At 61.5% G+C, this 21,529-nt stretch carries 37 protein-coding genes; 1 reads left to right on the forward strand and 36 read right to left on the reverse strand.

Features of this window, described 5'->3' with window-relative positions:
• Positions 1-77: 77 nt before the first annotated feature.
• The 36 genes from AL3_RS18185 to AL3_RS16980 form a co-directional block, all read right to left on the reverse strand.
• Positions 78-977: a phage major capsid protein gene (locus tag AL3_RS18185; RefSeq protein ID WP_083521850.1), complete on the reverse strand. Its 900-nt coding sequence runs from the start codon at positions 975-977 to the stop codon at positions 78-80.
• Positions 978-1,007: 30 nt separating this feature from the next.
• Positions 1,008-1,490, reverse strand: coding sequence for a hypothetical protein (locus AL3_RS16825; RefSeq protein WP_066303258.1), 483 nt, complete (start codon positions 1,488-1,490; stop codon positions 1,008-1,010).
• Between the two features lie 66 nt (positions 1,491-1,556).
• Positions 1,557-2,555 carry a hypothetical protein gene (locus AL3_RS16830; RefSeq protein ID WP_066303260.1) on the reverse strand — a complete coding sequence of 333 codons (999 nt, stop codon included), beginning with the start codon at positions 2,553-2,555 and terminating at the stop codon, positions 1,557-1,559.
• A complete protein-coding gene (locus tag AL3_RS16835) occupies positions 2,533-3,894 on the reverse strand; it encodes a phage portal protein (RefSeq protein ID WP_066303262.1) in 1,362 nt (453 codons plus the stop codon). The genes AL3_RS16830 and AL3_RS16835 overlap by 23 nt, the downstream gene beginning before the upstream one ends.
• Before the next feature lie 15 nt (positions 3,895-3,909).
• Positions 3,910-5,643: a terminase large subunit domain-containing protein gene (locus tag AL3_RS16840; RefSeq protein WP_151723960.1), complete on the reverse strand. Its 1,734-nt coding sequence runs from the start codon at positions 5,641-5,643 to the stop codon at positions 3,910-3,912.
• On the reverse strand, positions 5,633-6,187 hold the full coding sequence (locus AL3_RS16845; protein ID WP_083521851.1) for a hypothetical protein: 555 nt from the start codon (positions 6,185-6,187) through the stop codon (positions 5,633-5,635). The genes AL3_RS16840 and AL3_RS16845 overlap by 11 nt, the downstream gene beginning before the upstream one ends.
• Positions 6,188-6,299: 112 nt before the next feature.
• Complete coding sequence (locus AL3_RS18190; protein WP_151723962.1) at positions 6,300-7,103, reverse strand: HNH endonuclease; 804 nt, start codon at positions 7,101-7,103, stop codon at positions 6,300-6,302.
• Positions 7,104-7,190: 87 nt separating this feature from the next.
• Positions 7,191-7,508, reverse strand: a complete 318-nt coding sequence (locus AL3_RS19175; protein WP_502685930.1) for a hypothetical protein — start codon at positions 7,506-7,508, stop codon at positions 7,191-7,193.
• 79 nt (positions 7,509-7,587) lie between these two features.
• Positions 7,588-7,731, reverse strand: coding sequence for a hypothetical protein (locus AL3_RS18565; protein WP_157075277.1), 144 nt, complete (start codon positions 7,729-7,731; stop codon positions 7,588-7,590).
• Between the two features lie 371 nt (positions 7,732-8,102).
• Positions 8,103-8,570, reverse strand: a complete 468-nt coding sequence (locus tag AL3_RS16850; RefSeq protein ID WP_151723963.1) for a hypothetical protein — start codon at positions 8,568-8,570, stop codon at positions 8,103-8,105.
• A 125-nt stretch (positions 8,571-8,695) separates the two neighbouring features.
• Positions 8,696-8,983, reverse strand: coding sequence for a hypothetical protein (locus tag AL3_RS16855; RefSeq protein WP_066303270.1), 288 nt, complete (start codon positions 8,981-8,983; stop codon positions 8,696-8,698).
• Complete coding sequence (locus AL3_RS16860; RefSeq protein ID WP_066303271.1) at positions 8,980-9,207, reverse strand: hypothetical protein; 228 nt, start codon at positions 9,205-9,207, stop codon at positions 8,980-8,982. The genes AL3_RS16855 and AL3_RS16860 overlap by 4 nt, the downstream gene beginning before the upstream one ends.
• 139 nt (positions 9,208-9,346) lie before the next feature.
• Complete coding sequence (locus tag AL3_RS16865; RefSeq protein ID WP_066303273.1) at positions 9,347-9,721, reverse strand: hypothetical protein; 375 nt, start codon at positions 9,719-9,721, stop codon at positions 9,347-9,349.
• Entirely contained in the window at positions 9,718-10,062 is a 345-nt protein-coding gene (locus AL3_RS16870; RefSeq protein ID WP_066303274.1) for a hypothetical protein, read from the reverse strand. The genes AL3_RS16865 and AL3_RS16870 overlap by 4 nt, the downstream gene beginning before the upstream one ends.
• Entirely contained in the window at positions 10,059-10,283 is a 225-nt protein-coding gene (locus AL3_RS18570; protein WP_151723964.1) for a hypothetical protein, read from the reverse strand. Before AL3_RS18570 ends, AL3_RS16870 begins: the two co-directional genes overlap by 4 nt.
• On the reverse strand, positions 10,280-10,621 hold the full coding sequence (locus AL3_RS16875) for a hypothetical protein (RefSeq protein ID WP_066303275.1): 342 nt from the start codon (positions 10,619-10,621) through the stop codon (positions 10,280-10,282). Before AL3_RS16875 ends, AL3_RS18570 begins: the two co-directional genes overlap by 4 nt.
• A 394-nt stretch (positions 10,622-11,015) precedes the next feature.
• Positions 11,016-11,366: a hypothetical protein gene (locus tag AL3_RS16885; protein ID WP_066303279.1), complete on the reverse strand. Its 351-nt coding sequence runs from the start codon at positions 11,364-11,366 to the stop codon at positions 11,016-11,018.
• Positions 11,363-11,758, reverse strand: coding sequence for a hypothetical protein (locus AL3_RS16890; RefSeq protein ID WP_066303281.1), 396 nt, complete (start codon positions 11,756-11,758; stop codon positions 11,363-11,365). The genes AL3_RS16885 and AL3_RS16890 overlap by 4 nt, the downstream gene beginning before the upstream one ends.
• Before the next feature lie 233 nt (positions 11,759-11,991).
• Positions 11,992-12,432, reverse strand: a complete 441-nt coding sequence (locus AL3_RS16895; protein ID WP_066303284.1) for a hypothetical protein — start codon at positions 12,430-12,432, stop codon at positions 11,992-11,994.
• Positions 12,432-13,046, reverse strand: a complete 615-nt coding sequence (locus tag AL3_RS16900) for a hypothetical protein (RefSeq protein WP_066303287.1) — start codon at positions 13,044-13,046, stop codon at positions 12,432-12,434. The genes AL3_RS16895 and AL3_RS16900 overlap by 1 nt, the downstream gene beginning before the upstream one ends.
• A gap of 10 nt (positions 13,047-13,056) precedes the next feature.
• Complete coding sequence (locus AL3_RS16905) at positions 13,057-13,398, reverse strand: hypothetical protein (RefSeq protein WP_151723965.1); 342 nt, start codon at positions 13,396-13,398, stop codon at positions 13,057-13,059.
• Positions 13,398-13,763 (reverse strand): RNA polymerase sigma factor sigma-70 region 4 domain-containing protein, encoded by a 366-nt coding sequence (locus tag AL3_RS16910; protein ID WP_066303291.1) that lies wholly within the window; start codon positions 13,761-13,763, stop codon positions 13,398-13,400. The genes AL3_RS16905 and AL3_RS16910 overlap by 1 nt, the downstream gene beginning before the upstream one ends.
• A gap of 193 nt (positions 13,764-13,956) precedes the next feature.
• Positions 13,957-14,208 carry a glutaredoxin domain-containing protein gene (locus tag AL3_RS16915; protein ID WP_066303292.1) on the reverse strand — a complete coding sequence of 84 codons (252 nt, stop codon included), beginning with the start codon at positions 14,206-14,208 and terminating at the stop codon, positions 13,957-13,959.
• Between the two features lie 120 nt (positions 14,209-14,328).
• Positions 14,329-14,829 carry a single-stranded DNA-binding protein gene (gene ssb, locus AL3_RS16920; protein WP_066303293.1) on the reverse strand — a complete coding sequence of 167 codons (501 nt, stop codon included), beginning with the start codon at positions 14,827-14,829 and terminating at the stop codon, positions 14,329-14,331.
• Positions 14,826-15,611, reverse strand: coding sequence for a hypothetical protein (locus AL3_RS16925; protein ID WP_066303295.1), 786 nt, complete (start codon positions 15,609-15,611; stop codon positions 14,826-14,828). The genes ssb and AL3_RS16925 overlap by 4 nt, the downstream gene beginning before the upstream one ends.
• Positions 15,604-16,419 carry a PD-(D/E)XK nuclease-like domain-containing protein gene (locus tag AL3_RS16930; RefSeq protein ID WP_066303297.1) on the reverse strand — a complete coding sequence of 272 codons (816 nt, stop codon included), beginning with the start codon at positions 16,417-16,419 and terminating at the stop codon, positions 15,604-15,606. The genes AL3_RS16925 and AL3_RS16930 overlap by 8 nt, the downstream gene beginning before the upstream one ends.
• Positions 16,416-16,745 carry a hypothetical protein gene (locus AL3_RS16935; protein ID WP_066303299.1) on the reverse strand — a complete coding sequence of 110 codons (330 nt, stop codon included), beginning with the start codon at positions 16,743-16,745 and terminating at the stop codon, positions 16,416-16,418. The genes AL3_RS16930 and AL3_RS16935 overlap by 4 nt, the downstream gene beginning before the upstream one ends.
• A 97-nt stretch (positions 16,746-16,842) precedes the next feature.
• Complete coding sequence (locus tag AL3_RS16940; RefSeq protein WP_151723967.1) at positions 16,843-17,169, reverse strand: hypothetical protein; 327 nt, start codon at positions 17,167-17,169, stop codon at positions 16,843-16,845.
• 155 nt (positions 17,170-17,324) lie between these two features.
• Entirely contained in the window at positions 17,325-17,564 is a 240-nt protein-coding gene (locus AL3_RS16945) for a hypothetical protein (RefSeq protein ID WP_066303303.1), read from the reverse strand.
• Positions 17,561-17,929 carry a hypothetical protein gene (locus tag AL3_RS16950; RefSeq protein ID WP_066303308.1) on the reverse strand — a complete coding sequence of 123 codons (369 nt, stop codon included), beginning with the start codon at positions 17,927-17,929 and terminating at the stop codon, positions 17,561-17,563. The genes AL3_RS16945 and AL3_RS16950 overlap by 4 nt, the downstream gene beginning before the upstream one ends.
• A 234-nt stretch (positions 17,930-18,163) precedes the next feature.
• Positions 18,164-18,292, reverse strand: coding sequence for a hypothetical protein (locus AL3_RS19010; protein WP_255220905.1), 129 nt, complete (start codon positions 18,290-18,292; stop codon positions 18,164-18,166).
• A gap of 277 nt (positions 18,293-18,569) precedes the next feature.
• Entirely contained in the window at positions 18,570-18,848 is a 279-nt protein-coding gene (locus AL3_RS16965; RefSeq protein ID WP_066303316.1) for a hypothetical protein, read from the reverse strand.
• On the reverse strand, positions 18,845-19,597 hold the full coding sequence (locus tag AL3_RS16970; RefSeq protein ID WP_246168605.1) for a phage antirepressor KilAC domain-containing protein: 753 nt from the start codon (positions 19,595-19,597) through the stop codon (positions 18,845-18,847). The genes AL3_RS16965 and AL3_RS16970 overlap by 4 nt, the downstream gene beginning before the upstream one ends.
• 11 nt (positions 19,598-19,608) lie before the next feature.
• The gene (locus tag AL3_RS16975) at positions 19,609-19,827 is read right to left on the reverse strand and encodes a hypothetical protein (RefSeq protein WP_151723968.1); all 219 of its coding nucleotides are present in this window, start codon (positions 19,825-19,827) and stop codon (positions 19,609-19,611) included.
• 98 nt (positions 19,828-19,925) lie between these two features.
• On the reverse strand, positions 19,926-20,147 hold the full coding sequence (locus tag AL3_RS18575; RefSeq protein WP_151723969.1) for a helix-turn-helix domain-containing protein: 222 nt from the start codon (positions 20,145-20,147) through the stop codon (positions 19,926-19,928).
• Positions 20,144-20,380, reverse strand: coding sequence for a helix-turn-helix domain-containing protein (locus AL3_RS16980; protein WP_066303319.1), 237 nt, complete (start codon positions 20,378-20,380; stop codon positions 20,144-20,146). Before AL3_RS16980 ends, AL3_RS18575 begins: the two co-directional genes overlap by 4 nt.
• Before the next feature lie 95 nt (positions 20,381-20,475).
• Here AL3_RS16980 and AL3_RS18195 point away from each other — a divergent pair, with 95 nt between their 5' ends.
• Positions 20,476-20,718, forward strand: a complete 243-nt coding sequence (locus AL3_RS18195) for a helix-turn-helix domain-containing protein (protein ID WP_083521854.1) — start codon at positions 20,476-20,478, stop codon at positions 20,716-20,718.
• Positions 20,719-21,529: the final 811 nt, after the last annotated feature.

A 21,529-nucleotide genomic window follows, 5' to 3' on the forward strand; every position in this document is an offset into this window, starting at 1 on the left:
GCGACGTAACGCTCCACAAGCTCATCCGGCACGTCAATGACGGCGGTAGAACTTGAGGTAGTCAGGCGAGCCACTGGCTACGCCTGGGTTGCGTTGGTGAGTTGCGCGAAGTGCGCGATGTCGCGGACACGGAAGCCGATCTCGAACTCAACGCGAACAGCGAACATATTGCGCTGCCACAGGTTGAGCTGCGTGCCGCCATCGTTGATGGTGGCCTGATCGGAGATGTCGAGCTGGATTTCCTCAACAACACCGTAGTGAGCTGAAGTCCAGTCGCCGGCGAAGCCCAGACGTGCAGCCGTGCCCGCGCCGGCCCCGTCGATGTCAGCGGAATAGACACCCTTAGTGATCGCGGTCGGTGCGCCCAGGAGCGACGGCACAGCATCAGAGCCAACACCGGAGGTGAACAGCGGGCGACCCGTGCTGTCCGTGGCGCCAAGCAGGAGGCCGCGAGCCTGCGGAGACAGTGCCCAACCGTTCAGCAGACCGCCGCCAGTGGAGACAGCCTGGTCGGCGGCAACAAGGCCGGCGTAGGTGTCACCAGCGATGCCAACCTGGGTAGCGCCGCCGAGGGTGTCGAAGTTCGAGCCGGGAGCTCCAGAAGACAGACCAAAGACGGTCTGATCGAACTTGCGGGCAAGAGCCTGGGGGAGCTTGCGGACAACCTCGTTGTACAGGGCAGCCTTGTCACGCTTGAACTGGTTCGAGAACGGAACAATGACGGCCGCGGTGTACGGGGTCATCATCTTGTTGTCGAACGTCGGTCGGGAAACCGGCTTCTCGGCGGTTTCATCAACCCAGTCAGCTTCGGGCTCGCCGGTGATGATCGGTACGGAAATGCCGGAGCCGGGGAGGTCGATCTTCTGCGCGAGCTGCATCACGGCGGATGCATACTCCGCGGCAGACCAAATCTCTGCGGACTGCTCGGGGGTCAGAACGATCCCGGAGGTAGTGCGGTTGACATCAATGCCAGCCATGGTGATCCCCTTTCAAGGGAAGAAGTGTGGTTAGAAGTCAGCCAACTGTGCGGCGAACTGATCCGCCGTTGACTGTGGTGCGTCGCCGCCCTTAGGACCCTGCGACAGGTCGGGCTTCGGGGTTGTCTTTCCCGGCACGATGTCAGCGACGAAAGATGCAGCATCCTCGCGGAGCGCTTCTTCGGTGTCGCCCTGCAGCCGTCCGATGTGCTTTGCGGGCACGCCGCTCTCGAGTGCCACCTTGTAGCGGAGCGTGTTGCCCTCCGCACTAGCGGCACGGGCCTCCGCGTCGGTAGCCGCCTGCGTAACTTCTGCAAGCGCCTGCTGATGCGTGGTCTCCAGCGTGCCGATCTGGGTTTCCAGTTCAGTTACGCGGGATTCAGCAGCAGCAGCCCTAACTTCCGCAGCCTTACGTGCGGCACGCTCAGTATCGAGCGCCTTCTTACCGCTATCTCCAAGCTGCTCAGGGTCGCCCTGAGGGTTCGGATTCTGCGGTTCGATTGGGTCAGACATGATTGGTTCCTCCATCGCGGATAGAAAAACCCCCGAGCATCGCGCATTGGGGGGAGATTATGGGGGCTAGAAAACCCAGCCGTAGAGGCTCAGTAGACGCTTAGCGTCCGGCTGGTCTTTAGCTATCTTGTAAATGGTTTCGGGCATGAGTCGCGGGGACTTCACACGGAGATACTTGGACCCATCCCGGAACACACCCTGCTCCTTGATGTACTTCGCCTGGGACATCTGCCAGTAGGCGTGCCCGCGGCGAGTTGTGCCCTCGCGGGTGTACTTGATTGCCCGCCCGTGAATTTGCCCCGGCCTCACAGCGCCCGCCTTGCGGTAAGCGTTGATGAGCTGGTTCATATCGGCGCCGTCACGGAACGCCTGCCCGTTGGCCTTAGACCCCAGAATGCGGTCCTGCTCAGCCTCGGGCAGGCCCGAGAGGTAAGAGTGCGGATCCGTGCGGGAATCATCGCCCGTGTCCTCGCTAGAAGGCACGTTGCGGCAGTCACAGCCCGGATGACGGTCGAAGGCCTCACTTTGCGCGAACGTCTTACCGGCCAGGATCACGCACCGCCCACACGACGGCGGGTTCAACATCCGTGTCCACAGCCTGACCCTGTGTGCGCCGCCGGAAACCTTCTCAGCAGTGCGGCCAGTGTCAGACAGTAAGGTTCCGGTAGAGAGGGTTAGTTGCCTGCCGCCCTGAGCGAGCGCCGAAGCGACGTCGAGTCCGGAACCCACGGCCTGTTTCGCCTGGATGACCGCGCCGTACGCCATTGAGGCAACCGGCATTCCATCACCAGCAACGCCCACAAAGCGCGAGCCCGCGGATTCGTAGAGCGGTGACGGTGCCTCACCGAGGGCCGCAGGAACGTAGGCCAGCGCGCCGTTGGCAACACGCTCCTGCGCCGTGAACAGCACCCGCAGCAAGTCGGGCTCAACGCGGGCGTAGGACCGGTCAAAGTCAGGACCTACGCGCCGCCAGAGACGATGCACTGCGGCTAGTGCCGCGCCAATCTCGGAACGCTGCTCAGACGCGTAAGCCCGCGCCGCCTCAGGAACCCTCTGTAGCGCCATCAGCGGCATCCTTCGCGTCTAGCCGTGCAAGGTACGGATCTGTGGACTCCTTGGCGAAGTACTCGCGCTCACGGTCCTTCCGTGCCTCGGACCAGTCGAGTTCGTCCCATACGCCTTCGCGGGAAAGGACGCCCTGGCCATTGGCGTAGAGCTTCGACATCGCATCAGCGGTCTGCGCCTTCGTTGGGGTGCCGGCGTCGTACCACTCGGTGTTAATCCGGTTGCCGTCAGGCCACTCGTTTGTGCGGAAGCGTTCATACAGGGCCATGACCCAGCCCCAGCCGTCGCCGAAGTTAGCTTGTTTGCGCTCGGCGTTCAGGATCAGGCGGGATTCGTCAGCGCGGATCGCACCCTCAGCCGCCGGGTTCACCGACGTCTGCCCGAAATACCGCGTCGGAAGGCCCGTAATCGAGGAAGCAAGCTGCCCGTAATGGTTCACGGTGTCGTGAAAGTTCTTGAGGTCCGACGCCGCGAACTGCCCAACCTTCGCGTCCTTGTTGGCATTCGCCCAAATAGCGGAGAAATACGCCTGCCACGCCGGAATCGGATTGCCATCCTTGTCCACAAAGTCACCCTTGGACATGCCTAGGACATACTTCTGAGGTACGGAATGAGTCTCGGCGGCGATCTGGAGGTTAGTCAGAGACCGCGCTGCAGCATCCACAAGCGGGATGATGTCCTTCATCTCAGAAACACCGACCCACTGACCAACTCGGCGCCGATTCAGGAACATCACAATCGGGACGCGGCCTAGACGGTGGTCGTCGCGGTCAACCACCAGCCACTTGCCGTTAGATTGGCGCTCAAGCCACTGCGTAGAGTCCGGCAGGTAGAGCGTTGCCGAGCTCGGCTGCAAACCCCTTGGGTCCTGCCCATACAGGCGCAAGGCGGCATTGATACGGCGGTGACGGCGGTCAATCGAGACACTGATTTCCCGCGGCGACTCCACCGTAATTAGCGGGTGCTCGGGATCTTCCTCATTCGCGCCCACCGTCACGAAACCGCGTCCGAGAATCATGGTCTCCTGATGATGGATGACCGACTCAGAGTCCAGGTTATTCGCGTCCCAGCCCTCGCGGAGAGCTTCGGACGCCTTCTCTTCACCAGGCATAAAGAATCGGCGCATCTTCAGTCGGTCACCCACGGAATCAACCGTCGTGCGAGACCAGTTCACAACCGTCTCGAACCGTCGCAGCTCAGGAGGCACAGCAAGGCCGATGTGTTCAAGCCGCTGCGCACCCTCGTAGTAGCGATCATTCTTCAGATCGCCGGGCTGATTGGCCGTGGCTTGGGCTGCCAGTGCTGAGACGAGGTTGGTCTCTTCAAGGCTCAAAGCCACGGCGCACCGCCTTTCCTAGAACGTAAACATGCGGTTGTCGATGTCGTCTTCAATGAACTCTTCGGCGACGAGCGCGTCCGACCACGCCTCGTAGCAGACGATGGACGACATGGCCTGGTCGATCTTTTGGATCTCATTGGGCTTGCCGATGATGTACCGCTGCCCCGTACGCGCACGAACAATGGCGTTCAGGACGTGGATCTTGGTTGTCGGGCAGCCGTCATGCCGGAATTGTGATTCCTCGCCGTTCACTGCTTGCTTGAACGCTTCGAGGAGCGGGTGCACCTTGGACACGCTGGCGGTCTCCCACGCAAACACGGTGGGCTTGCCATCGGCGTCCTTGTACTTCGCTTGCCACTGCTTCAGCTCAAGCCGCCAGGAGTCATCCTCGACGACTTCCATGGCATCAGCCTCAGCCGAGATGCCACGTGCTGAGCCGGCCGGGTCGAAGTACGAGCGAACCACCTTGAACCGTTCCTGCAGTTCATCGAACGCTGCCCGAACCTCACCGCGAGGAATCAGCCCAGCCAGACCATCTGGTTTCCAGATCGTCGGCTCACGGTTGATCCCGTACGTCGGCGTGAACTGGTAGCCGTCTGCCGTCATGGCGCGGAAGCCGGTCCAGTCGTTGTTGTTCGACAGGTCGCCGGCAAGGACAATCGCAGTACCGTCAGGGACTTCCCGCGGGGCAGCCTTGCCATCCCAGGGAACTTCCTTCAGCCAAGAGCCCGAGCCCTGCACGCGTCGGTTCCCATAGAACCGCTCAGTCTCGGCAGGGTCGCGGCGCATCGCAGCCTCGATATCCGCCTCAAGTCCAGGCAGGTTCATCAGGACCCACGGTGCGTCCGAGTAGTTGAACTTCAGGATCTTCCGGCGGTCATCCTTGCGCGTCCACTTCAGGTGCTTCGGAGGCTCGATGTGCTGGACGTAGACCGTCTTATCGGCCCGGTTCTCCAGGATGTCCTTCACGACGTTGTCAGTTGCCGGATCGTCTGGGTTCGTCATGATGACGCCGCGGCCGCCCATGGCTGTCAGGCCGCGGGACTGGGTGCGGTAGACGTTCCACATGCCCTCGGTGTCGTACAGCCCGCCCTCATCCCACAGGACGTACGTGACGCGCTGGCCCAGGCGGCTCTTCGCCTTCGCGGTAACCGGCACAATCTGGCACTGCTTGCCACCGGGGAGGCGGATAACCTCTTCACCAGTCCGTGTGATCTGCTCAGCCAAGGGGCCGAAGTCGATCATCGGCCGCAGTGAGTCGAACGTATTCGCCGTCTGCGCCTCAGAGTTCGCCGTGATCTGAATTAGCGGAGAAGACCACCGCTTAGCCATCGGCTCACCCGGCTCATACGGATAAACCCAACCGCAATCGCAGCCATGGTCCCGGCAATCCCAAACTTCCCCACCACGAGCAAAACCCGCGAACAGCGCAGGCCCCACAGCCTCAACACAGATCAGTGCAGCCGCCAACGGCGACTTACCCTTCTTCTGAGCATCAACCAACACCGACAAACGGTGCACAAACGCCGCGGACTTCACATCAGGGTCAGCATCCGGGCGAACAGCGTAATGGTTACCTATGAAACAGAGCTGATAATCCCGGAGCTCAAACGCAGGCTTCTTGCCGTCCTGGTCAAAATCCCCATCAGGAACAACACAATGCTGCTCAATCCACGCCGGCACGATGTCCAGCGTCGGACCAGACCACCACCGCAGCGCCTCCGAGGCATTACGTGGCTCACTTTTCATCACCCACAGCCTTCAATCTGCGCTCACGCGCCGACAACTTCTTGCCATCAGGCTTCACAGTGGAATCCTTTGATTCACGCTTGGCTCCCACCTCATCCCGGGCGATCCGCCAGCCATTCAGGCGCAACCCCGCAGGAGTCAGGCCAATCTGCTCCCGGTAGCGGTGAAGCTGGCCCACCAAAGCTGCATTCGACCCCGGATCCAGCTCAACGGTGACCTTCAGACGGCAATACTCGGCAACCACAGGCCAACGCCAGGACTCCACAGCCCACGCGGCGCCCTGTGGTGAACGCCAAGCCTCAGCCCACACGACACCCTCACGGGAACGGAAGTCGGCCGAAGCATCCTCATCCACCTCACGAACCTTCGCGCCGTCCTCGAAATGCTCCGCAAACAGCACAATCGGGTCCAACGGAAAATCCGGAATCTCACCGGTGAAACCCTCAGAAGGCAACGCCTGAAAATCCAAGCCACGAGCGGCAGAGCGGCCGGAATCGGGATCCGGGGCAGGGCCAGAACGAGCACGAAAACCACCAGCAACCATCGCGGATCACCGCCTTTCCAAAAGTCTTGAACCCTCCGCGGACTTTTTTCACCTCACCGGCGGTGGGGCTTCGAGTGCCCCCTTTGGTCCAGGGGGGTGGGGTCGCGGCGGGTCAGGCAGCCTGCGCGAACTCGGTTCTGAGTCTGCGCGATCGCCCCGTTGCCTGCCCTGTCACTAGGTGCTTGAAGCGGTTGTCTTCGAAGCTGAACTCCGTGCGAACTGGCGTCTTACCCCGGCGCTCTCGATACGCGGCCCACTCAGTGAGGGTCATGTCTCCCTTGTCGCCGTTGCATCGCTGGCAGCAGGGAAGGATGTTACCGATGTCGTTGCGTCCACCTCGGCTGATTGGTACGACATGGTCCGGCTCTGGTTGCGCTACCTGTACGTCGCAGTAGGAGCAGCGCCTGCCTGCGAGTAGGTGGAGCTTGATGACTTGGCCCCATGTGTATTCGCCGGGCGCTCCTGTTTCCCTTGCCCGTCGTCGCGCCTTGCTTGCCCGTTTCGCACACGGCTTACTGCAGTAGCGGGCGGCAGTCTGCAGGGTTTCATGCTCGGCATCGCACCACGCGCATCGAATGCGGCGGGGCTCTTTCGGTGCGGCTGGAGGCTTCCACTTGCTTGTCTTGCCGTACCAGCGGGCCCAGTGGTCGGCCGGCAGTTTACTGTAGGGCCTGACAAGCCACTGACGGCACTGATTAGAGCAGGTGGCCCCATACTTCCTACCGCCGCCTGTGGACCTCATGACTTCCTTGCCGCAGAAGGCGCAGGCGAAGAGCTTGTATTCGTGGCGATTGGGCCTGCCCGGTCGATACATTTGGTTGTAGTGGGCGGCGCATCTGCCTTTTGCTCGGAGCGGCCGTTCGCACCCTTCGAGGGTGCAGTTCTTTGTAGGGTGGTCACTCTTGTGCCGTAGCATGTTTCCTCCAGGAATGCGGAAGCCCCCGACGCTGGAGGGCGTCAGGGGCTTCCTAGCACGGGTAATTAGTCCGTGGTTCTTTTGTGTTCAGTTGTTGTGGGCGTTCTTTCCGCCGGCTGAGTTATTGCAGCGCGTATGGCTTGGGCCTATGTATCTGTTTCGGTCTTGGTCGTCGTGGTCGAGCGCCCATGTGTCTGTGGTGCGTATGGGCTGCCCGCATCGTGCGCAGGGCACGTCGCCACGGGCTACGACTTCGGCCAGGCTGGCACGCTTCCTGCGGTGCGCTGTTCCGTACCCTCGCTGGGTGGGCGTGCCGCGCCTTACTTCGTGCTGGGCTGCATGCTCCGGGCAGTAGCGTTTCTCAACCACCTTCGGGCAGCCTCGCTGTGCACAGATGCGCATCATGATCGCCGCCCCCTAAGTCTGTGAGCAGTTGTTCTGCCGTGCTCGGGGCGCGGCCTGCCGTCGAAACGGTCAGGGGTTGCTAGATGTCGGCCTGTATGTAGGCCATGCCTCCGACTGTGGTTACAGCTTTGGCTGGGTTGGCACAGTCGCATCCTTCGAGGAGGACTTCTGCATCCTGATCTTCATAGGCGGAGAGTGCGGCTATGAGCTCTTTGACTGTCATGTTCACATTCTCCTATCAAGTCTGTGCCGGCACTTCCCAGTGAGCGGCGTGCGCCGTGAGCCTGGCGCGGGCAGATACAGTCACCTGGCCTTTCGGTAGGTCCTGCTTCTTTCATCCGGCGGTAGCGACGTCGGAAGTGTGTTGACGGGTACAGGCTCGCCTCGCGCAGCATTGGCTGGCAATCGTTGGCCGAGGGCTTTCCCCGTCAAGAATGGTGCGGCGCCCCTCACGTTTGGGGGTGGCGTGTGAGGGGCGCCGGTTTGTGTGGCCCAAGGAGTGCTGGTTGGGTACAAAAAAGCACCCGCCATATGGCTAGGTGCTGGATGTAGAGAGGGCTCTGCGCCCGTCTTGTCACAACTTTAACAGCAGTCTCACCGGTGTGCAACTACCTTTCTGGCTTGGATGAGGACTGTGGCGGGGTCGTAGGTTGGATAGCCTTGCGCGTTGGTCCTGGTGATGAGTTTCCGTTCGGCCCATTTCCTGAGTAGTGATTCTTTGATCTCAATGCCGTGGGTGAGTTTGAGGTATTCGAGGAGTGGTTTGGGTCGGAGCGGCCCGGGCACTTCGGTTTCGAGTCTGGCGCGGGCTGCGGCGTGGTCGATGACTTCTTCCGGAGGTAGGTCCACGAGCGCGTACGCCTTGTCGATGAGCCGTTTCACTTCTTCCAGGAATCCGCCGGCGTGTGGGTCCGTCGCCAGGTCCTTGGCTTTGTGCCCTTCCCAGATTGCCAGTGCATACCTGAGGTCCATGGCTCCTTCCCTGAGTGGCATGGCGCTTCCGGTTGATCCTCCTCCTCCGCCTTCCGAGTTTTTGGGGCCGGTGTTGTCGAGTTTCGCCATGGTGGTGAATAGCATTTGCCGGGTCGGGGTGATCTTGTCCAGCCATTGTTGGAGGTCGCTGACGCATTGCCCGCAGAGGTAGATGCGGTCTGGTGTCGGTTTGCCACATTCCGTGGTCGTGCAGGTCATTCTTGGAACCCCCTGAGGTTTCGTCGGAGTCGGACGGTTTGGACTTTTCGCTGCAGAGTGTCGTCCTGCACCACGATTCGTTTGCCGCCCTTGTGTGATTGTTTTTCGATGACGACGGGCACGATGATTCGATTGCCGGTGACGAGTACGCGATCGTCGGCGAGCACTCGCTTCGGGTCGATGCCGTGGAATTCCAGCCAGGCACAGACTTGGCGGCGCCATATGTGGTTCTCGTAGGACCCTGAGCGGGTGGCGCGGAGTGATCCGGGCTTCATCTTGCTCATGCGTTGAACCTCCTGATTTGTTCGGGGTTGTCGGAGTTGATGGCGGCGAGCATCCAGCGTCTGGCGTGTGCGTCGGCGAGTTCTTGGCGCCATTCCATGCGGTCGAGTTCCCGTCTCGCCGCCTTCCGGACCGCGGGGTGTGCGGCGCGGATGTGTTGCATGCGTTCGGGGTCTCGTGCGGCGAGGATGCCGAGGCGGATGAGGCGGGCGGTGCGGGTGTTCATCGGCGGGGCTTCTTTCCGTTGTGGATGAGCGGTTTCTCTCCGTTGTTCCGCCAGACGACGCGGCACACTTTGCAGTGTCGGTATCGGGCCGTCCAGCCGGTTCCGGGGGTGTATTGCGACCAGTGGCCGACAGGGCGCTTCATGCTTCCTCCTGGTTTCGTTCTCCGGTGAGGAGTGCGGTGAGGTTGTTGACGGTCATGAGGACGTATTGGTCGCCGGGTTTGGTGGTGCCGCGTCGTTTGGCGATGACGATTCCGGCTAGTGCGTCGTCGTTGCCGCGTTCGGTTTCGGCTTCAGCAATCCATGGGCCGGGTTTGAGTTGTCCGCCGTAGTTTTTGCATTCGATGACGATGCGGCCGCCCATGTGTCGGAGTCCGCCTATGTCGCCGCGGTCTTTGGCCCCGGTTTTGACGCGGCGGTCTATGCGGTCGTCTATGACTTTGGCGAGGTGGTCGGCTATTTGGCGTTCGAACGATGCGCCGGCGGCCTTGGCTGATGCACGGGTGCGGGTCACGGGGCCACCGCCAGCTCGGGCAGCGGATAGAGAGTGCCGTCCTTGCGTCGCCACTGCCGGCGGAAGTAGACCATGTTCCGCAGTTCGTGCAGGTCGCGGGCGTCGCTGCTCGCCCAGCTGTCGTAGCCGTCGTCAGAGATGAGTCCGTCGATGTCTTCGGGCTCCCAGATGGACCAGACCGCTACACAGTGGGCGCATCGTTTGAACCGGTGCGGGTTGCCGTCGTCGATGCCGAACCGGGACTCGTATTGCTCGCCGATGTCGATCTTTCGGAAGCAGGTCTGGCAGGTGTGGGGCTTTCTGGCTTTGCGTGTCTCAGGTGTTGCGAAGAAGTCGCTCATGGTTTCTCTCCTGGGATGAGTGAAGCCGCCCGGTTAGGAGCGGCTTCGGTGGGGCTCGGGGTGGGCAGGTTGGTCATCTTGGCGAGTGCTCGTGCTGCTGCTCGCGCAGCCGCGATGAATCCGCTTAGGTCCAGTGGGATATCCACGTAGACCGCCTGCCGTTTCGCGGCCCGGTGTTTCATGCGGGGGAAGTGCTCGGGCGTGCGGGGTCTAGTGCTCATTCCTGCTCCTCGAAGTAGTGGGGGTGGGTGGCGAATCGGAGCAGGGTTTGTGCCCGGCTGCGGATGTTGTCGGGTTCCATCGACCATGTTTCGCCGAGTGGTGACCAGACGTGTTCGGTGTGCTGTAGGAGCATGGCGTCGCAGCGTGCGGCTTCGAATTCCGCCGCCAGTTCGGCATCGGTGAAGCGCTTGGCGCGCATCTGTATAGTCCCGGGCAGGTGCCTCGCCGTGTTGAATCCCAGGTATGGATAGAGCCCGTGCTTGATGTTGATGTCTATTCCGTCTCGCACGGTTTGTGACAGTGGCGGGTGGGTGGTGAGTTCGAGCGGCCTGCTCATGGTCGTCTCCTGTGCGGTTTTGCGGGCCTCGTTCGGCCCATGTGGGGTTGGTGCCCGTTTTCGTGGTGCGGGGCTGCCTGTGCGGTCACTGCGGGTTAATGGCGGGGTGGGACTGGGGTTAGCGAGGACTGGCGGAAGATGAATCCCCATCCACCGCTGAAGTCCACGACGTACTGGTCACCGGATGCGCTGCGGACCCTGCCTTCACGACCGCGCATGGGGCCGGGCTCCACCACCCGCACCCAGTCGCCCACCCGAAACTCCCCGGACGTGACTGGAGCCGCCCCGGTGTGGGACGGCTCCGTGGTGGGGGCTGCGGGCTGTTGCCGGTGTAGGGCCAGCTCGTTCGTCAGTGCCCAAATCGCCTCCGTTAGACGGTCAGCGGACTGGTTATTCACCGCAACGCCTCCTCGATGGCGGTGAGCGTCTGGCACGGGTAATAGTCGTCTTCACCCCAGTCGCACACCCTGCACCCGACAGGCTTGCCATCTTCAAGGACTGGCACATGCAGCGCCTCCACCGCTTCGAGTGCGGCGAGGAGCTTGGGGACGTCAGCCAGGGAGTGTGCAATGCGTGCGCCATCAGACTGGCCCGGACCGCAATCCTCTTCCTCCCCGTGGCGCTGGCAGTCGAAGTCGCAGTTGCGTACAGAGTTTCGTATCGCCAGATGCATGTACTCGGGGCAAAGATCAGATAGCCCTTCGACGCGGTTCTTGATGTCGTCCAGTGCAGTGTTCGTGCTCATGTCTCGGTCTCGCTTTCGGTTGGTTGGTTATCGGGGTTCCAGTGGCGCCCGATGTGGGTTTGTGGTCGCTGGCCGATCTTCACGTCGGCCCAGCAGCAGCGGCAGTTGTGGGCGGCGAACGTGTCGTGGTCAGCGCAGGCTGGTGGTTTCGGCAGGTAGCGTTCTGCGGCGCTCGCATCCGGCCAATGAGGGCCAGGCTGGAATATTGGCCCCGGCGTCTTGCAGGACGGCTCTAAAGCTTTCGTGGTGGCCGCGATCATCAGTGCGCCCAGGCTCGGAACAGCCCGGTTCTTCAACAACAGGGACTTCAGCGAACCCACACCCCATTCCGGGCGAAGTTCATGCAGTAACCATGCGATCCCGTTGACCTGCTTCTCGCTTAGGTCAGGCATGGGGTTTTTCCTTCCTCAAAGTTCATCCAGCCAGACGTCTCGCACGCGCATGTCACTTACTGGACGATTGGCTGGAACTTTTCTCACTCTTTAAAAAGCAACAACAGGCAAAGGCGAGATGAGAACGGAAGGTATTTATAGACTTCTTACCTTCTGCCACTCTGTTTGCCACCGGTTTTGCCACTGTTTTGAGTGGCATTTGCCACCCGTTTTGCCACTTTTGCCACCCCCTTTTATGGGGTTTTCGCAGTCACCCGGGAGTCCTTCAACCACCCCAAAGCACCCGCAGCATCGTCCTGGCAGTAGCTGCACGCATCGTCGTAAATGAACCGCTTCACATGGTTCTTCGAATGCCCGCCACGACCACCAGCCCGCTTCCGCTGCTCAATGGTTTTGGACAGGGTTTGGTGCTTCAGGTAGTCATGGATCCGGTACGTCCGCGCATCAACCTTGTCCAATAGGCCAGCACCCACGAGCTCCTTGAACGCTGTCTCACCACGAGACTTCGCAGCCCGGGCGGACACTTCACCGTCCATCTGCTGGCGTGCTGTGCGGAGGATCAACTGCAGGTGCAAAAGCTGGGCGGTGTCGCTGAGGCCGTCGATCTTCGGGTTATCGAAATAGTCCAGGGACAACTTCACCCACGGCCGCGCATCCTTCCCAAGCTCATCCATCAAGTGACCTCCTTTCGTTGTGAGTGGTTGCCGGTTGCCCAAGGTGTTGGGCGGCCTTCGTAGTGCGCCCATGTGGTGTCACGGCTGCTTGTGACGTTGGTGAGGTGAAGGGCCTTGCTTTCCTCAGTCCAAGCGATAGTGGTCTCCCATTCGCCGCTGCGGAGGGCGTCGAGCTTGCCTTCGATCCAGACCATGTGCCGGCAGATCCCGGGCGCAACTTCTTCATGCTCGGCCCGGTGTCGTTCCTGAACTTCGGGCTTGAGTTCGCCCCAGTTGGTGAGGCAGCAAGGGCAGGCGTATCGCATGCCGAGGTTGACCGGATGTGGTGCCTTGGTGGTGAGTGTGGCGGCCAGGTTCTCGCCGTCGATGGTGAGGAGCGGCCCGTAATACTTGCCGTTGGGGTGGTTTTCGCGGCCCCCGGGCCATTGGGCTGCCTGGAACTCTTCGATGTGCCGGCGGTGCTCGTCCTGAGAGGAGTAGAGTTCCGCGGCTGGCGCGTCGCAGTCGATCCGGTCGCCGCATGGGCACGCGTAAAAGGGCTTCCGCAGTTCATCGCCCACCCCCTCGGCAAGCAGGTCCAGGAGGTCGAGTTGGCCGGCTAGTTGGGTGGTCATATTTCCTCCTTCATGAGACGGCTTTCAGGTGTCGGGCTTCGTGGTTGAGGAGTGCGAGTCTGCGCGGCCCTTCGATGACGTCTTCGGGGTGGGCGATGATGGCAGCGTTGTAGGCGGCTTGGGCGGCGCGCTTGAATTGTTCGGGTGTCATGGGCGTGGTCCTCGGGCTGGTTTCATGCCGGATGCGTGCTTCGGCGGCGGCGTTCCGGATGGACTGGGCTTGCTCCCGGGCAAGGACGATGTCTTGCGTGACGCGGGCGAGTTCGTGGCGGGCTTGGTTGATGCGCGCTTCGAAGGTGTTGAGTATCTTGGCGGGGTGCATAACTCCTCCGCCGTACGTGTACCCGGGCATCAGGCGGCGTCCTTTCGTGCGTAGTTGGCGGCACGGATGCCCTCATTTGCGTCACGGACCTCTAGCCGGTGGGCGTGCACTTGCTTCTGGGTCCATTGGGTGCCGGGGAAGTGGCGCTGCATGGTGTCCCAGTTGGCGCCCTCGGTGCGTTCGATTTCGAGCCATGACCAGCCGTCGTCGAGCATGGTTTGGATGGTGGCGCGGCGCTCTGGGGTCATGGGGTTGTTTGCGGGTTCGAGGCCGAGTTCGCGGCGTGCCCGGAAGATGGTGTATTCGCTGCAGCCGAGGTGTTCGGCGATTTGTTTGTGGGTCCACCCGTCCGTGATGAGTTCGCGGATGGTGTTCCGGTTGATTCGTTTTCTCACCGTGGCCTTCCTTTCCTTTGGCTGGCGCGCATGACGTTGGCGATGGCTTTGTCTTCGGTTGGTCGGCGGATTGTGCGCCTGGCCCTGTCGTCGGCTTCGTCTTGTTGCCGGGCTTTGATGTGGTGGTCGCATGTGCCGCGGGTGAGGCAGATGCCGTGCGCACCGCGGCAGATGAAGCAGCAAACGTCGCGGCTCATGCGGCGGCGAGGGTGTAGCGGGTGAGGTTGTCGGGCCGGAACCCGAACCAGTGGAGGTCGGTTTCGGGGTCGCCGTTGGAGACAATGACGACGGGCGCGGACGCATAACCGAGGGCACGGACAGCGGCCAGGTCATCGGGTGACTGGCTGAGGTCAACGGTGGTGAACTCGACGTTGTTCTTGGTCAGCCAGTTCTTCGTGAGATTGCACTGACCGCATGCGGGCGTGGTGTAAACGGTGACGATCATGGGAGATCCTTCGGGAAGTGGGTACGAAAGCGGCGCCCGACGTGTTGCCGGGCGCCGCGAATGGTGGGGCATAAAAAAGGACCGCATGTTGCGGTCCTGGGATTGGGTGGTGCTGGTGGGCTAGAAGGGCGGATCCTGTGCGGGCGCTGATCCCCAGCCGCCGCCACTTGGTGCGCCCCATGGATCGTCGGCGGGTGCCTGCTGCCCACCCCAACCCTGCGACTGTGCGGGCTGCTGGGTGTTGCCGGATGCTTGGTGTGCACTGTTGCCTTGGTGCCAGGTGAGGTCCTTGCCGACACTGATGACACGGATCTGATCGGCGGACCGTCGCTTGCCGTCCCTGTCTTCCCATTCCCGGGTTTCCAGTTCGCCATGCACGACCACGGACGAGCCCTTGCGTAGGACTTCCACAACGTTGTCCGCGAGGGTCTGCTTGCCCGCGTTCCATGCGGCGCAGTCCCAGAACTTAGTGGGCTTGTTCTCCCACTCGTTGGTCTGCTTGTTGAACTTCCGGGCATTCACGGCCACGGAGAACTCAGCGACCGCAGAATTTCCGATGAACTTGAGCTCCGGCTCCTTCGTCAGCCGGCCAATGATGGTCACGAGTGTTTCGCCGCTCACTGCTGGGCCTCCATCTGTTCGGTTACGTAGTTGAGGATGTGGGCCGGTGCGCCCTGTTCGACACACCATTCGAAGTACGCGTCGAGGTTGCCTGCTTGTCTGGCCTTCTCCGTATTGGCCTTCACCTCGTCGGGGATAAGTGGACGCTCTCCGAGGTCCGCGAAGTCCGACGCCGGTTCCGGCTCCGGTTCGGGCTGTGCGGCGGCGCGGAGTTTGTCGAGGGCCGAGGATCCGGTGGGTTCGGGCTGCCCGTAGTGGACGGGCTTGCCTGACTGGTCGACGTTCGCGCCGAGCTCTTCGGGCGTGTAGACGATGCCGAACATGGCGTCGGGTGCGCCGGCCCGGATGACTTCGGTGATGGCCCTCGAGCGGAGCATGGCCCCGGGGTAGTTCTTCCAGGTCGGCGTGTTCAGGTTCGCCTGCTTGGCTTTGGCGAGGTCCCAGCGTGCCCGGAACTCGAAGTCGGGATCGTCGGCACGGATGAGGACGGCTTCGGCGTAGGTGTCGTCCCCGGTGACGCGGAGGCGGTGCCCGGCACGGCGCACGGTCGCGGCCATGAGGTCAGCGGATGCGGAGGGCTTGCCGTTGATGACGTGGATGCTCGTGATCGCGTGGATGGGTTCGACGTTGAGCGCGGAAGCGTACTCTAGCGCGAACAGCAGGTTCGCCGGATTCCCCTGGTAGGACTTCGGGAGCAGGTTGGAGCCAGCCATTGCGATGGCGTATTCCTGCTTCTGTGCCAGCTCGAGGCCGGTCGAGGTTGGGACTAGTTCGTTAGACATTTGCGGGTTCCGTTTCTAGTAGTAGGTCGTCCATGCGGTTGGTGGCCCAGACGGGGAGGCTGATGCGGCCCCGCGGGGTGTAGCCGGGCCATTCGTCACGCTCGAGGCAGCGGCGGTAGATGTTCTTGGCGCGGGTGTTCATGCGCCGCCCGTACTCGAGGGCTTCCTCGTCCAGTTCCACGACGGCGGGCAGGTAGGGTGCGGTCTTCTCGGCCAGGATGAAGAGGAAGGGCATGCGTTCCCCGGTGGCCCGTTCCATGCCGTCTTGGTAGTGGGCTGCGGACATGTAGTAGCCGAGGTCCGCGGCGGTCTTGCCAAACGTGTTCGGGTCGGCGGTGACGATGCTTTTCAGGTCACCGATCAGGCCGTGATTCAGGGCATCGGGACGGCATTTGAGCTCGAGGCCGTCCTCTTCCCAGAACACGGATCGTTCCGCGATGTGGCCGGTGAGCATGTTCTTCGCGAGCGGGTGCGCCATGACTGACTTCCCGATTGCGCGGGCTAGCTCGAGGTCCTTGGCGAGCAGCGGGACTTTGCCCTCTGCTCGAGCTTCCTGCTTTGCGACCTGCGCTGCCTTGGTGCGCCAGGAGTCCGCGTCCACCTCCACAATGTTCGATTCGTCCTGCTCGAGCACGATCGAATGGATTGCGGTCCCGAGGTCGAAAACATCCTTGTGTACGGGGTATTCGGCCTGCCATTTGTAGTGTGCGGGGGTTTTCGTGGCGAGCGTTTTCAGGCTGGTGGATCCGAGTGCGGGGTGCGCGTGGTAGTCCTTGTTGCTCATCCCGTCGATGATTTCGGGGGTCATGCCGTCGCCTTCCCGTCTTCGAGTTCGATGATCCGGTCAATGGCGCGCCCGAATGAACTGTCATGTGCCCACTTAGGGTGGCCTCCAAACTCGGCTGCCAGCGCAGCCCGGCGTTCCTGCAGCTTCTTACCCGCTGCGGGAGCCTCAATGAGTGCCGCAAGCTCGTCATGGCCGGCGGCCTTGAGGAGTTCCGCGGCAACGGCCGGAATATCGGCGTGGGGCACGTGCGCATGGTGCTGCGGCGCGAGAATGCAGACCTTCTCGCACTCATCTAGTCGGTCGATGATCAGCCCGGACTCAGTGTGGGTGTATGAATGTTCCGTCATTTGTTTTCTGCTTTCTTGCGGCCCCAGCTGATGCAGAGGCCGAGGATGGATACGGGGAAGAGGGCGAAGGCGATGCTGCTGGCCAGTTCCGGGGAGATCATGCGGACACCGGCTTGCTGCGGCGGTTGATCCACTTGCCGGGAATGCCCGCGTTGTCGAGTGCGCGGTTCACAGCACAGTTCAAGTCGTCTTCGGCGTACTCGCGGGCAGCAGTGGAGGCGACCCGGGCAAGGTCATCCAGGGCGATGAGGATGTCGATCAAGAACCATTCGCCGATGTCCGCACCGATCTGCCAGCAGAGCTTGCGGCGGAACTCGCCGAAGCGCTGGCTTGCGGCCAACCTGCCGTTCGGGTCGGTTGCGTCGTAGTAGTGGTCAGCGAGCCGGCGGACAGCCACGTCCGCTTGGTGTCGTGTGAGTTTCATTGGCCCTCCCTTGGGCAAGAAAAAAGAGCCCGTAGGCTCTTGGGGGTTCGGTGGTGGTTGCCAGCCGTTCGCGATGAGTGCGGCTTCGGCGTTTGGTGGGACGTGGAAGCCAGGCGGTAAATGCCGCGACGTAGAGAGGCTGATCTGCGCGCCCATCAGGTGTCGCCAAAATCTGGATAGACACCGTCGTCCTCAAGGGAATCAACGATGGCCTCCCAGCGGGCTAACCCCTGCTGGAGACGCAGCCTGCGAGCCGGGTCCAATTGCGCCTTGAGGTCGGCCACAGTGGATTTAGCCATGCGGATGCGGGCCTCCAAGACCTGACGTTCCACTTCACGGTTGGCGTAGATCTGCTGCCTGAGTCGAGCGGCGGCGCGGGTGCTGATGCGGCTCATCCCTCCGCCTTCCGGTCGTGGATGGCCTGCACGAGTTCCCGGCCTTTCGGGTCGAGGGAGTGGGCGCGCTGCCTGAGCCAGACACTCGCCTTGTCCGCGCCAAGCAGGGACTCGATAGGCATCTCATCCGCGGCGGACAGGAGGGCAGCCTGGATACTCCCGAACCCGGCCTTGGTGAGCTCCTCCAGCACGGCGAGGGATTCGTGTTCGTTCATGCGCTCGGCGGTCCGGCCTCTGATGACCTGCCATTTCGATGCGACCTCCCAGCCACACTCGTCGCAGATCACGCCGCCTTCATCCTCGTTGCGGACGTAGTTACTGTGTTTCGACAGTGCATCCGCGATCACGTCCGTCATCCCGCTCATGCGACCACGTCCAGCCAGTGCCCGCTGGTAACAAGCGGGGTGGTCGTCCCAGCCGCGTCGTACGTGACGGGGGTAGCCGGGTGACGCTTGGCGAACGGCTTAGCGTGACGGCCGGGGAAATAGGGGACGTCGCGCCGGTAATCGTAGACTCGCTGCTCCCGCGTCCACTCCTTTTTGTGCTTCGGTTCTGTTTTTCGGCGGCTATATGCAATGAATCCTGCTGCGTGCTTCACGTCATTCTCCTTTGCGCCAGGTGTCGGCGTCGTCTTCGTACTGGGTGTTGGATTCCGCATCGAGCGCGTCACGGTCGATGTCGTCCGGCGGTTCGAGATGGCGGTCATGGAGTGGGGGCCAGATGGTCATGCCGCACCCCTCTCGCGCTCCATAGGATGCAAAGTCCACGTCCGAATAACCCCACCCCGCCGCGACTTACTGTTCGACGGCCGATAACCAGTCGGCGTGATGAAATGCAACGACTTCGCCGCCATAAACACCGAACCAACCATGTTCGGATGCGGTGCCGGCCTCATCTCCCGCATCAAATCCTCAGCCGTAACCACCAACTGCGTACGAGCCAAGGCAGTCAGTGTGGCGAGTGCATCCTCAGTCCAATTGAGGTCCTCTAGGGGCATCGGGGAGGTCATTTGGTTGGCTCCGGGGTGTAAAGGGCGGTCAGGATAACCCCTGCGCGCTTCCGGAGTTCCGCCTGGTGCCGCGGGCTGGGGTGAGCCGCCGACAACCAGCCGTCAGAGAGCGCGAGTATGGCGGCAACCTTGTCTACAGCCGCCTCGTCTGCGGGATTCACTTTGCGGTAGCCGGCGGCAAGGATCGCGTCGGCTCGGGACAAGCTGCGCTGCGACGTGGCACCCGAGTTACTGACAAGCAGGGCCAGTTCTTCCCGATCTGTGTTCGTGGTCATGATGCAACCGCCTGCAGCTCGGCCTTACTGCTGTACCGGTTCACGAAATAGGCCTGACCCTTGCCCGTGACCTTCGGAGTCTTCGAAACCGTCACGTGCCCATCCGAATGAGTCACCGCCGTTTCCTTCACCTTGAACAAACCCAACTCCATCGACCGCTGAGTAGGCATGTTCCAATCCGTGCCCTGCCGGCGGATCAAGAAACCGTCCTCCCGCAACTGAGCGAACAACCGATTCGCACCAACAGGCACGCCATTACCGCGCAGGATCTTCGCCAGATCGCCAATCAGGATCGTCGTGTTCGAGGTGGCTACCGAGTCGGCAAAGAGAACCTTCGGGGCGTCTGCAGCAACCTTCGCCGCGAGAGCCTCACGGGCTTCGACCTCTGCGGCGTAGGCACGCAGGGCATCCGGGAGGGACTGTGGCATGGAAGGGACGGGCTGCAACTGGCGGGCCATCTCGAAGAAGGCATCGTTCAGCGCGAACTTGAAGTCGAGGACCTTGTCCGTGTTCTTCATGAGCATCATGAGAGCGGTCGCCTGCTTCTCATCCAGGAGCGCCACCCGCACCTTCGCATTGTTGTAGCCAGCCCGGATTTCAAATCCGACCTGACCGAGACGCCCCGCATGCTGGTCGATCAGCTTCAAGACTGCTTGGTGCGTAACCTCGGCTCCCTCAGCGATAGTCAGTGACGACACGATCAGTGCGCCGTCCTCGGCACGTTCAATAGGTACGAGATGGGTGTTCATGTTGTTCTCCTTTACGCCATAGCCATGACGCGGTTGATTGCCTTACGGGCGGTGGGATCGCTGTAGCTCAGGATGTTTGAGAGTCCGAGCGGATCCAGCGCCAAGAGGTGCTGGTAATTGCGGTCGAAGTAAGACTTGGACTTGTGGGGAAACAGGTTGAGCAGGTGATCGACGGCGGACTTCTTGTCCATTCCCGCCAATGCCTCCTGCAAAAGGGCATAGTTCAGCAAGGGAAACCTCCGACTAAAAAGCCAGTAGGGGATGTGTGGTGTGTGCCCTGAGTCGGGCGAAGGTTGCCGGCCTAAAGCTGCGGCGAGGTGAAGCTGTGCTACTTGCGACGGCGGGCTGCTGCGCCCGGGGCTAGTGCGAAGATGCTGGTTGACTGCTGGGACGTTTCGAAAGCTTCGACTTCCGGGAGGAAGAATCGCCAGTAGTGGCCGAGCTTCCATGCTCCGGGGATCGCACCTGTGCGGGCTGCGTAGGTAACCCATTCGGGGCGTCTCCCCCACCGCTCGGCAAGCTCCTCAGTGGAAAGGGACCGGACGTTCATGCCGCCGCCACCCTCTGTGTGAATGCCGCGGGCAGGAGCTCCGTGGGGTGAACCTGCAGCGCGTCGGCGATGGCTGCGAGTTCCAGGATCCCGAAGTCGCCATGTCCATTGATCTTGCGGTTGAACGTGGTGAGTGGGATGCCAGCCGCGTCTGCTACTGACTTCTTGCTGCGGTCTTTGCGGGTGATTACTGCCGCAATGTTGCGGGCTGCTTCGTTTGAGTAGGTATCCATACCTAGAGCGTAACAGACCATATGGATAGTTACAACGCTGTAATCACACCTATTCGGGTAGCTATACTGACCAAAATGGTTGTATAGTGTGCCGTATGGGATTTTACAAAGAGAACCTACCGACCGCTGTTGCTGAACAACTGCGCGCCGAAAGAGCCGCTAGCCAGATGTCCTTCAAGGATCTCGTGGAAGCGACCGGCATGTCCGAGCAGACGCTCATTCGATACTTTAACGGGAAGCGTGACATCCCCTTGAATCAGCTCGCAGCTATTGCCGACGCACTTGGGCTCTCACCCCTCGAGCTCGTCGCCCGCGCAACTGATCGCATCAAGAAGTAACGCCGGCGCCAACCCGGTCCAGTCAGCCAGGGCACCAAGATCAACGACAGTGGTGGGCTTGCCAGTGAACGGGTTGGTGCGCTGGTGCATAGATAGTCCCCAAGTAGTTATTAGTACATACGTTCTAATCCGAGACCTTACATCAGGCCCCCGACAACCTATGTCAGAGCCTTCGGCACCCCCCTGCCTTACGGGTAATCTACCCCATATGCGCCAGGTCACCCCGCAAACCTTGCGCCCCGTGACGCCCGGAGCGTAGTGTTGCAGCGCAGGTAATTACCCCATATGCGCCAAGCTGAGCCATATGAGCTGATTGTGCGCAAGGATGTCTTTCTGACCCATAAGGGCGGCTAGATTATGTCCATGCCATCAGGAACCGAGCCGGAGCCCGGCGCGTTCGCACGCGCCGTCAGCGAGGAAGTAAGACTCGCTATGACTCGGCATCGGAAGAGCGGGGTCCAGCTGGCACTGCTGATCGGCCGCTCGTCGAGCTATACGAACAAGCGACTGCGCGACGAGGCGAGTTTCACCACGACCGACATTGAGAGCATTTGCCGTGTGCTGGGTGAGGATCTATTGCAACTGCTGCGTCGGGCCGTAGAGAAGTCCCGCCTCCGTAAATAGGCGACTGCCAGGCATACTCCGGCAGCGCTACCGCAGGTAGCCTCGCGCCGCTCCCGTTACCCAGCGAACGCGCAACCATGGTAGTGTTCTGGGGAAATTCGAGCACGTGTTAGAGAACATTCAATATTCCGATGGATGTCCCAGAAACCGCTAGATGTAGGGGATTTTCGGGGGTCAGAGCCTCTGG

Origin of the sequence: Arthrobacter luteolus NBRC 107841 (assembly GCF_001552075.1) — a bacterium.
GTDB lineage: Bacteria > Actinomycetota > Actinomycetes > Actinomycetales > Micrococcaceae > Arthrobacter_B > Arthrobacter_B luteolus.

Bases quoted from the DNA above. Each gene is read 5' to 3' on its own strand.
- AL3_RS18185 (WP_083521850.1), bottom strand. From the start codon at position 977: ATGGCTGGCATTGATGTCAACCGCACTACCTCCGGGATCGTTCTGACC.
- AL3_RS16825 (WP_066303258.1), bottom strand. From the start codon at position 1,490: ATGTCTGACCCAATCGAACCGCAGAATCCGAACCCTCAGGGCGACCCT.
- AL3_RS16830 (WP_066303260.1), bottom strand. From the start codon at position 2,555: ATGGCGCTACAGAGGGTTCCTGAGGCGGCGCGGGCTTACGCGTCTGAG.
- AL3_RS16840 (WP_151723960.1), bottom strand. From the start codon at position 5,643: ATGAAAAGTGAGCCACGTAATGCCTCGGAGGCGCTGCGGTGGTGGTCT.
- AL3_RS16845 (WP_083521851.1), bottom strand. From the start codon at position 6,187: ATGGTTGCTGGTGGTTTTCGTGCTCGTTCTGGCCCTGCCCCGGATCCC.
- AL3_RS18190 (WP_151723962.1), bottom strand. From the start codon at position 7,103: ATGCTACGGCACAAGAGTGACCACCCTACAAAGAACTGCACCCTCGAA.
- AL3_RS19175 (WP_502685930.1), bottom strand. From the start codon at position 7,508: ATGATGCGCATCTGTGCACAGCGAGGCTGCCCGAAGGTGGTTGAGAAA.
- AL3_RS18565 (WP_157075277.1), bottom strand. From the start codon at position 7,731: ATGACAGTCAAAGAGCTCATAGCCGCACTCTCCGCCTATGAAGATCAG.
- AL3_RS16850 (WP_151723963.1), bottom strand. From the start codon at position 8,570: ATGGCGAAACTCGACAACACCGGCCCCAAAAACTCGGAAGGCGGAGGA.
- AL3_RS16855 (WP_066303270.1), bottom strand. From the start codon at position 8,983: ATGAGCAAGATGAAGCCCGGATCACTCCGCGCCACCCGCTCAGGGTCC.
- AL3_RS16860 (WP_066303271.1), bottom strand. From the start codon at position 9,207: ATGAACACCCGCACCGCCCGCCTCATCCGCCTCGGCATCCTCGCCGCA.
- AL3_RS16870 (WP_066303274.1), bottom strand. From the start codon at position 10,062: ATGAGCGACTTCTTCGCAACACCTGAGACACGCAAAGCCAGAAAGCCC.
- AL3_RS18570 (WP_151723964.1), bottom strand. From the start codon at position 10,283: ATGAGCACTAGACCCCGCACGCCCGAGCACTTCCCCCGCATGAAACAC.
- AL3_RS16875 (WP_066303275.1), bottom strand. From the start codon at position 10,621: ATGAGCAGGCCGCTCGAACTCACCACCCACCCGCCACTGTCACAAACC.
- AL3_RS16885 (WP_066303279.1), bottom strand. From the start codon at position 11,366: ATGAGCACGAACACTGCACTGGACGACATCAAGAACCGCGTCGAAGGG.
- AL3_RS16890 (WP_066303281.1), bottom strand. From the start codon at position 11,758: ATGCCTGACCTAAGCGAGAAGCAGGTCAACGGGATCGCATGGTTACTG.
- AL3_RS16895 (WP_066303284.1), bottom strand. From the start codon at position 12,432: ATGGATGAGCTTGGGAAGGATGCGCGGCCGTGGGTGAAGTTGTCCCTG.
- AL3_RS16900 (WP_066303287.1), bottom strand. From the start codon at position 13,046: ATGACCACCCAACTAGCCGGCCAACTCGACCTCCTGGACCTGCTTGCC.
- AL3_RS16905 (WP_151723965.1), bottom strand. From the start codon at position 13,398: ATGCCCGGGTACACGTACGGCGGAGGAGTTATGCACCCCGCCAAGATA.
- AL3_RS16915 (WP_066303292.1), bottom strand. From the start codon at position 14,208: ATGATCGTCACCGTTTACACCACGCCCGCATGCGGTCAGTGCAATCTC.
- AL3_RS16925 (WP_066303295.1), bottom strand. From the start codon at position 15,611: ATGTCTAACGAACTAGTCCCAACCTCGACCGGCCTCGAGCTGGCACAG.
- AL3_RS16930 (WP_066303297.1), bottom strand. From the start codon at position 16,419: ATGACCCCCGAAATCATCGACGGGATGAGCAACAAGGACTACCACGCG.
- AL3_RS16935 (WP_066303299.1), bottom strand. From the start codon at position 16,745: ATGACGGAACATTCATACACCCACACTGAGTCCGGGCTGATCATCGAC.
- AL3_RS16940 (WP_151723967.1), bottom strand. From the start codon at position 17,169: ATGAAACTCACACGACACCAAGCGGACGTGGCTGTCCGCCGGCTCGCT.
- AL3_RS16945 (WP_066303303.1), bottom strand. From the start codon at position 17,564: ATGAGCCGCATCAGCACCCGCGCCGCCGCTCGACTCAGGCAGCAGATC.
- AL3_RS16950 (WP_066303308.1), bottom strand. From the start codon at position 17,929: ATGAGCGGGATGACGGACGTGATCGCGGATGCACTGTCGAAACACAGT.
- AL3_RS19010 (WP_255220905.1), bottom strand. From the start codon at position 18,292: ATGACCATCTGGCCCCCACTCCATGACCGCCATCTCGAACCGCCGGAC.
- AL3_RS16965 (WP_066303316.1), bottom strand. From the start codon at position 18,848: ATGACCACGAACACAGATCGGGAAGAACTGGCCCTGCTTGTCAGTAAC.
- AL3_RS16970 (WP_246168605.1), bottom strand. From the start codon at position 19,597: ATGAACACCCATCTCGTACCTATTGAACGTGCCGAGGACGGCGCACTG.
- AL3_RS18575 (WP_151723969.1), bottom strand. From the start codon at position 20,147: ATGAACGTCCGGTCCCTTTCCACTGAGGAGCTTGCCGAGCGGTGGGGG.
- AL3_RS16980 (WP_066303319.1), bottom strand. From the start codon at position 20,380: ATGGATACCTACTCAAACGAAGCAGCCCGCAACATTGCGGCAGTAATC.
- AL3_RS18195 (WP_083521854.1), top strand. From the start codon at position 20,476: ATGGGATTTTACAAAGAGAACCTACCGACCGCTGTTGCTGAACAACTG.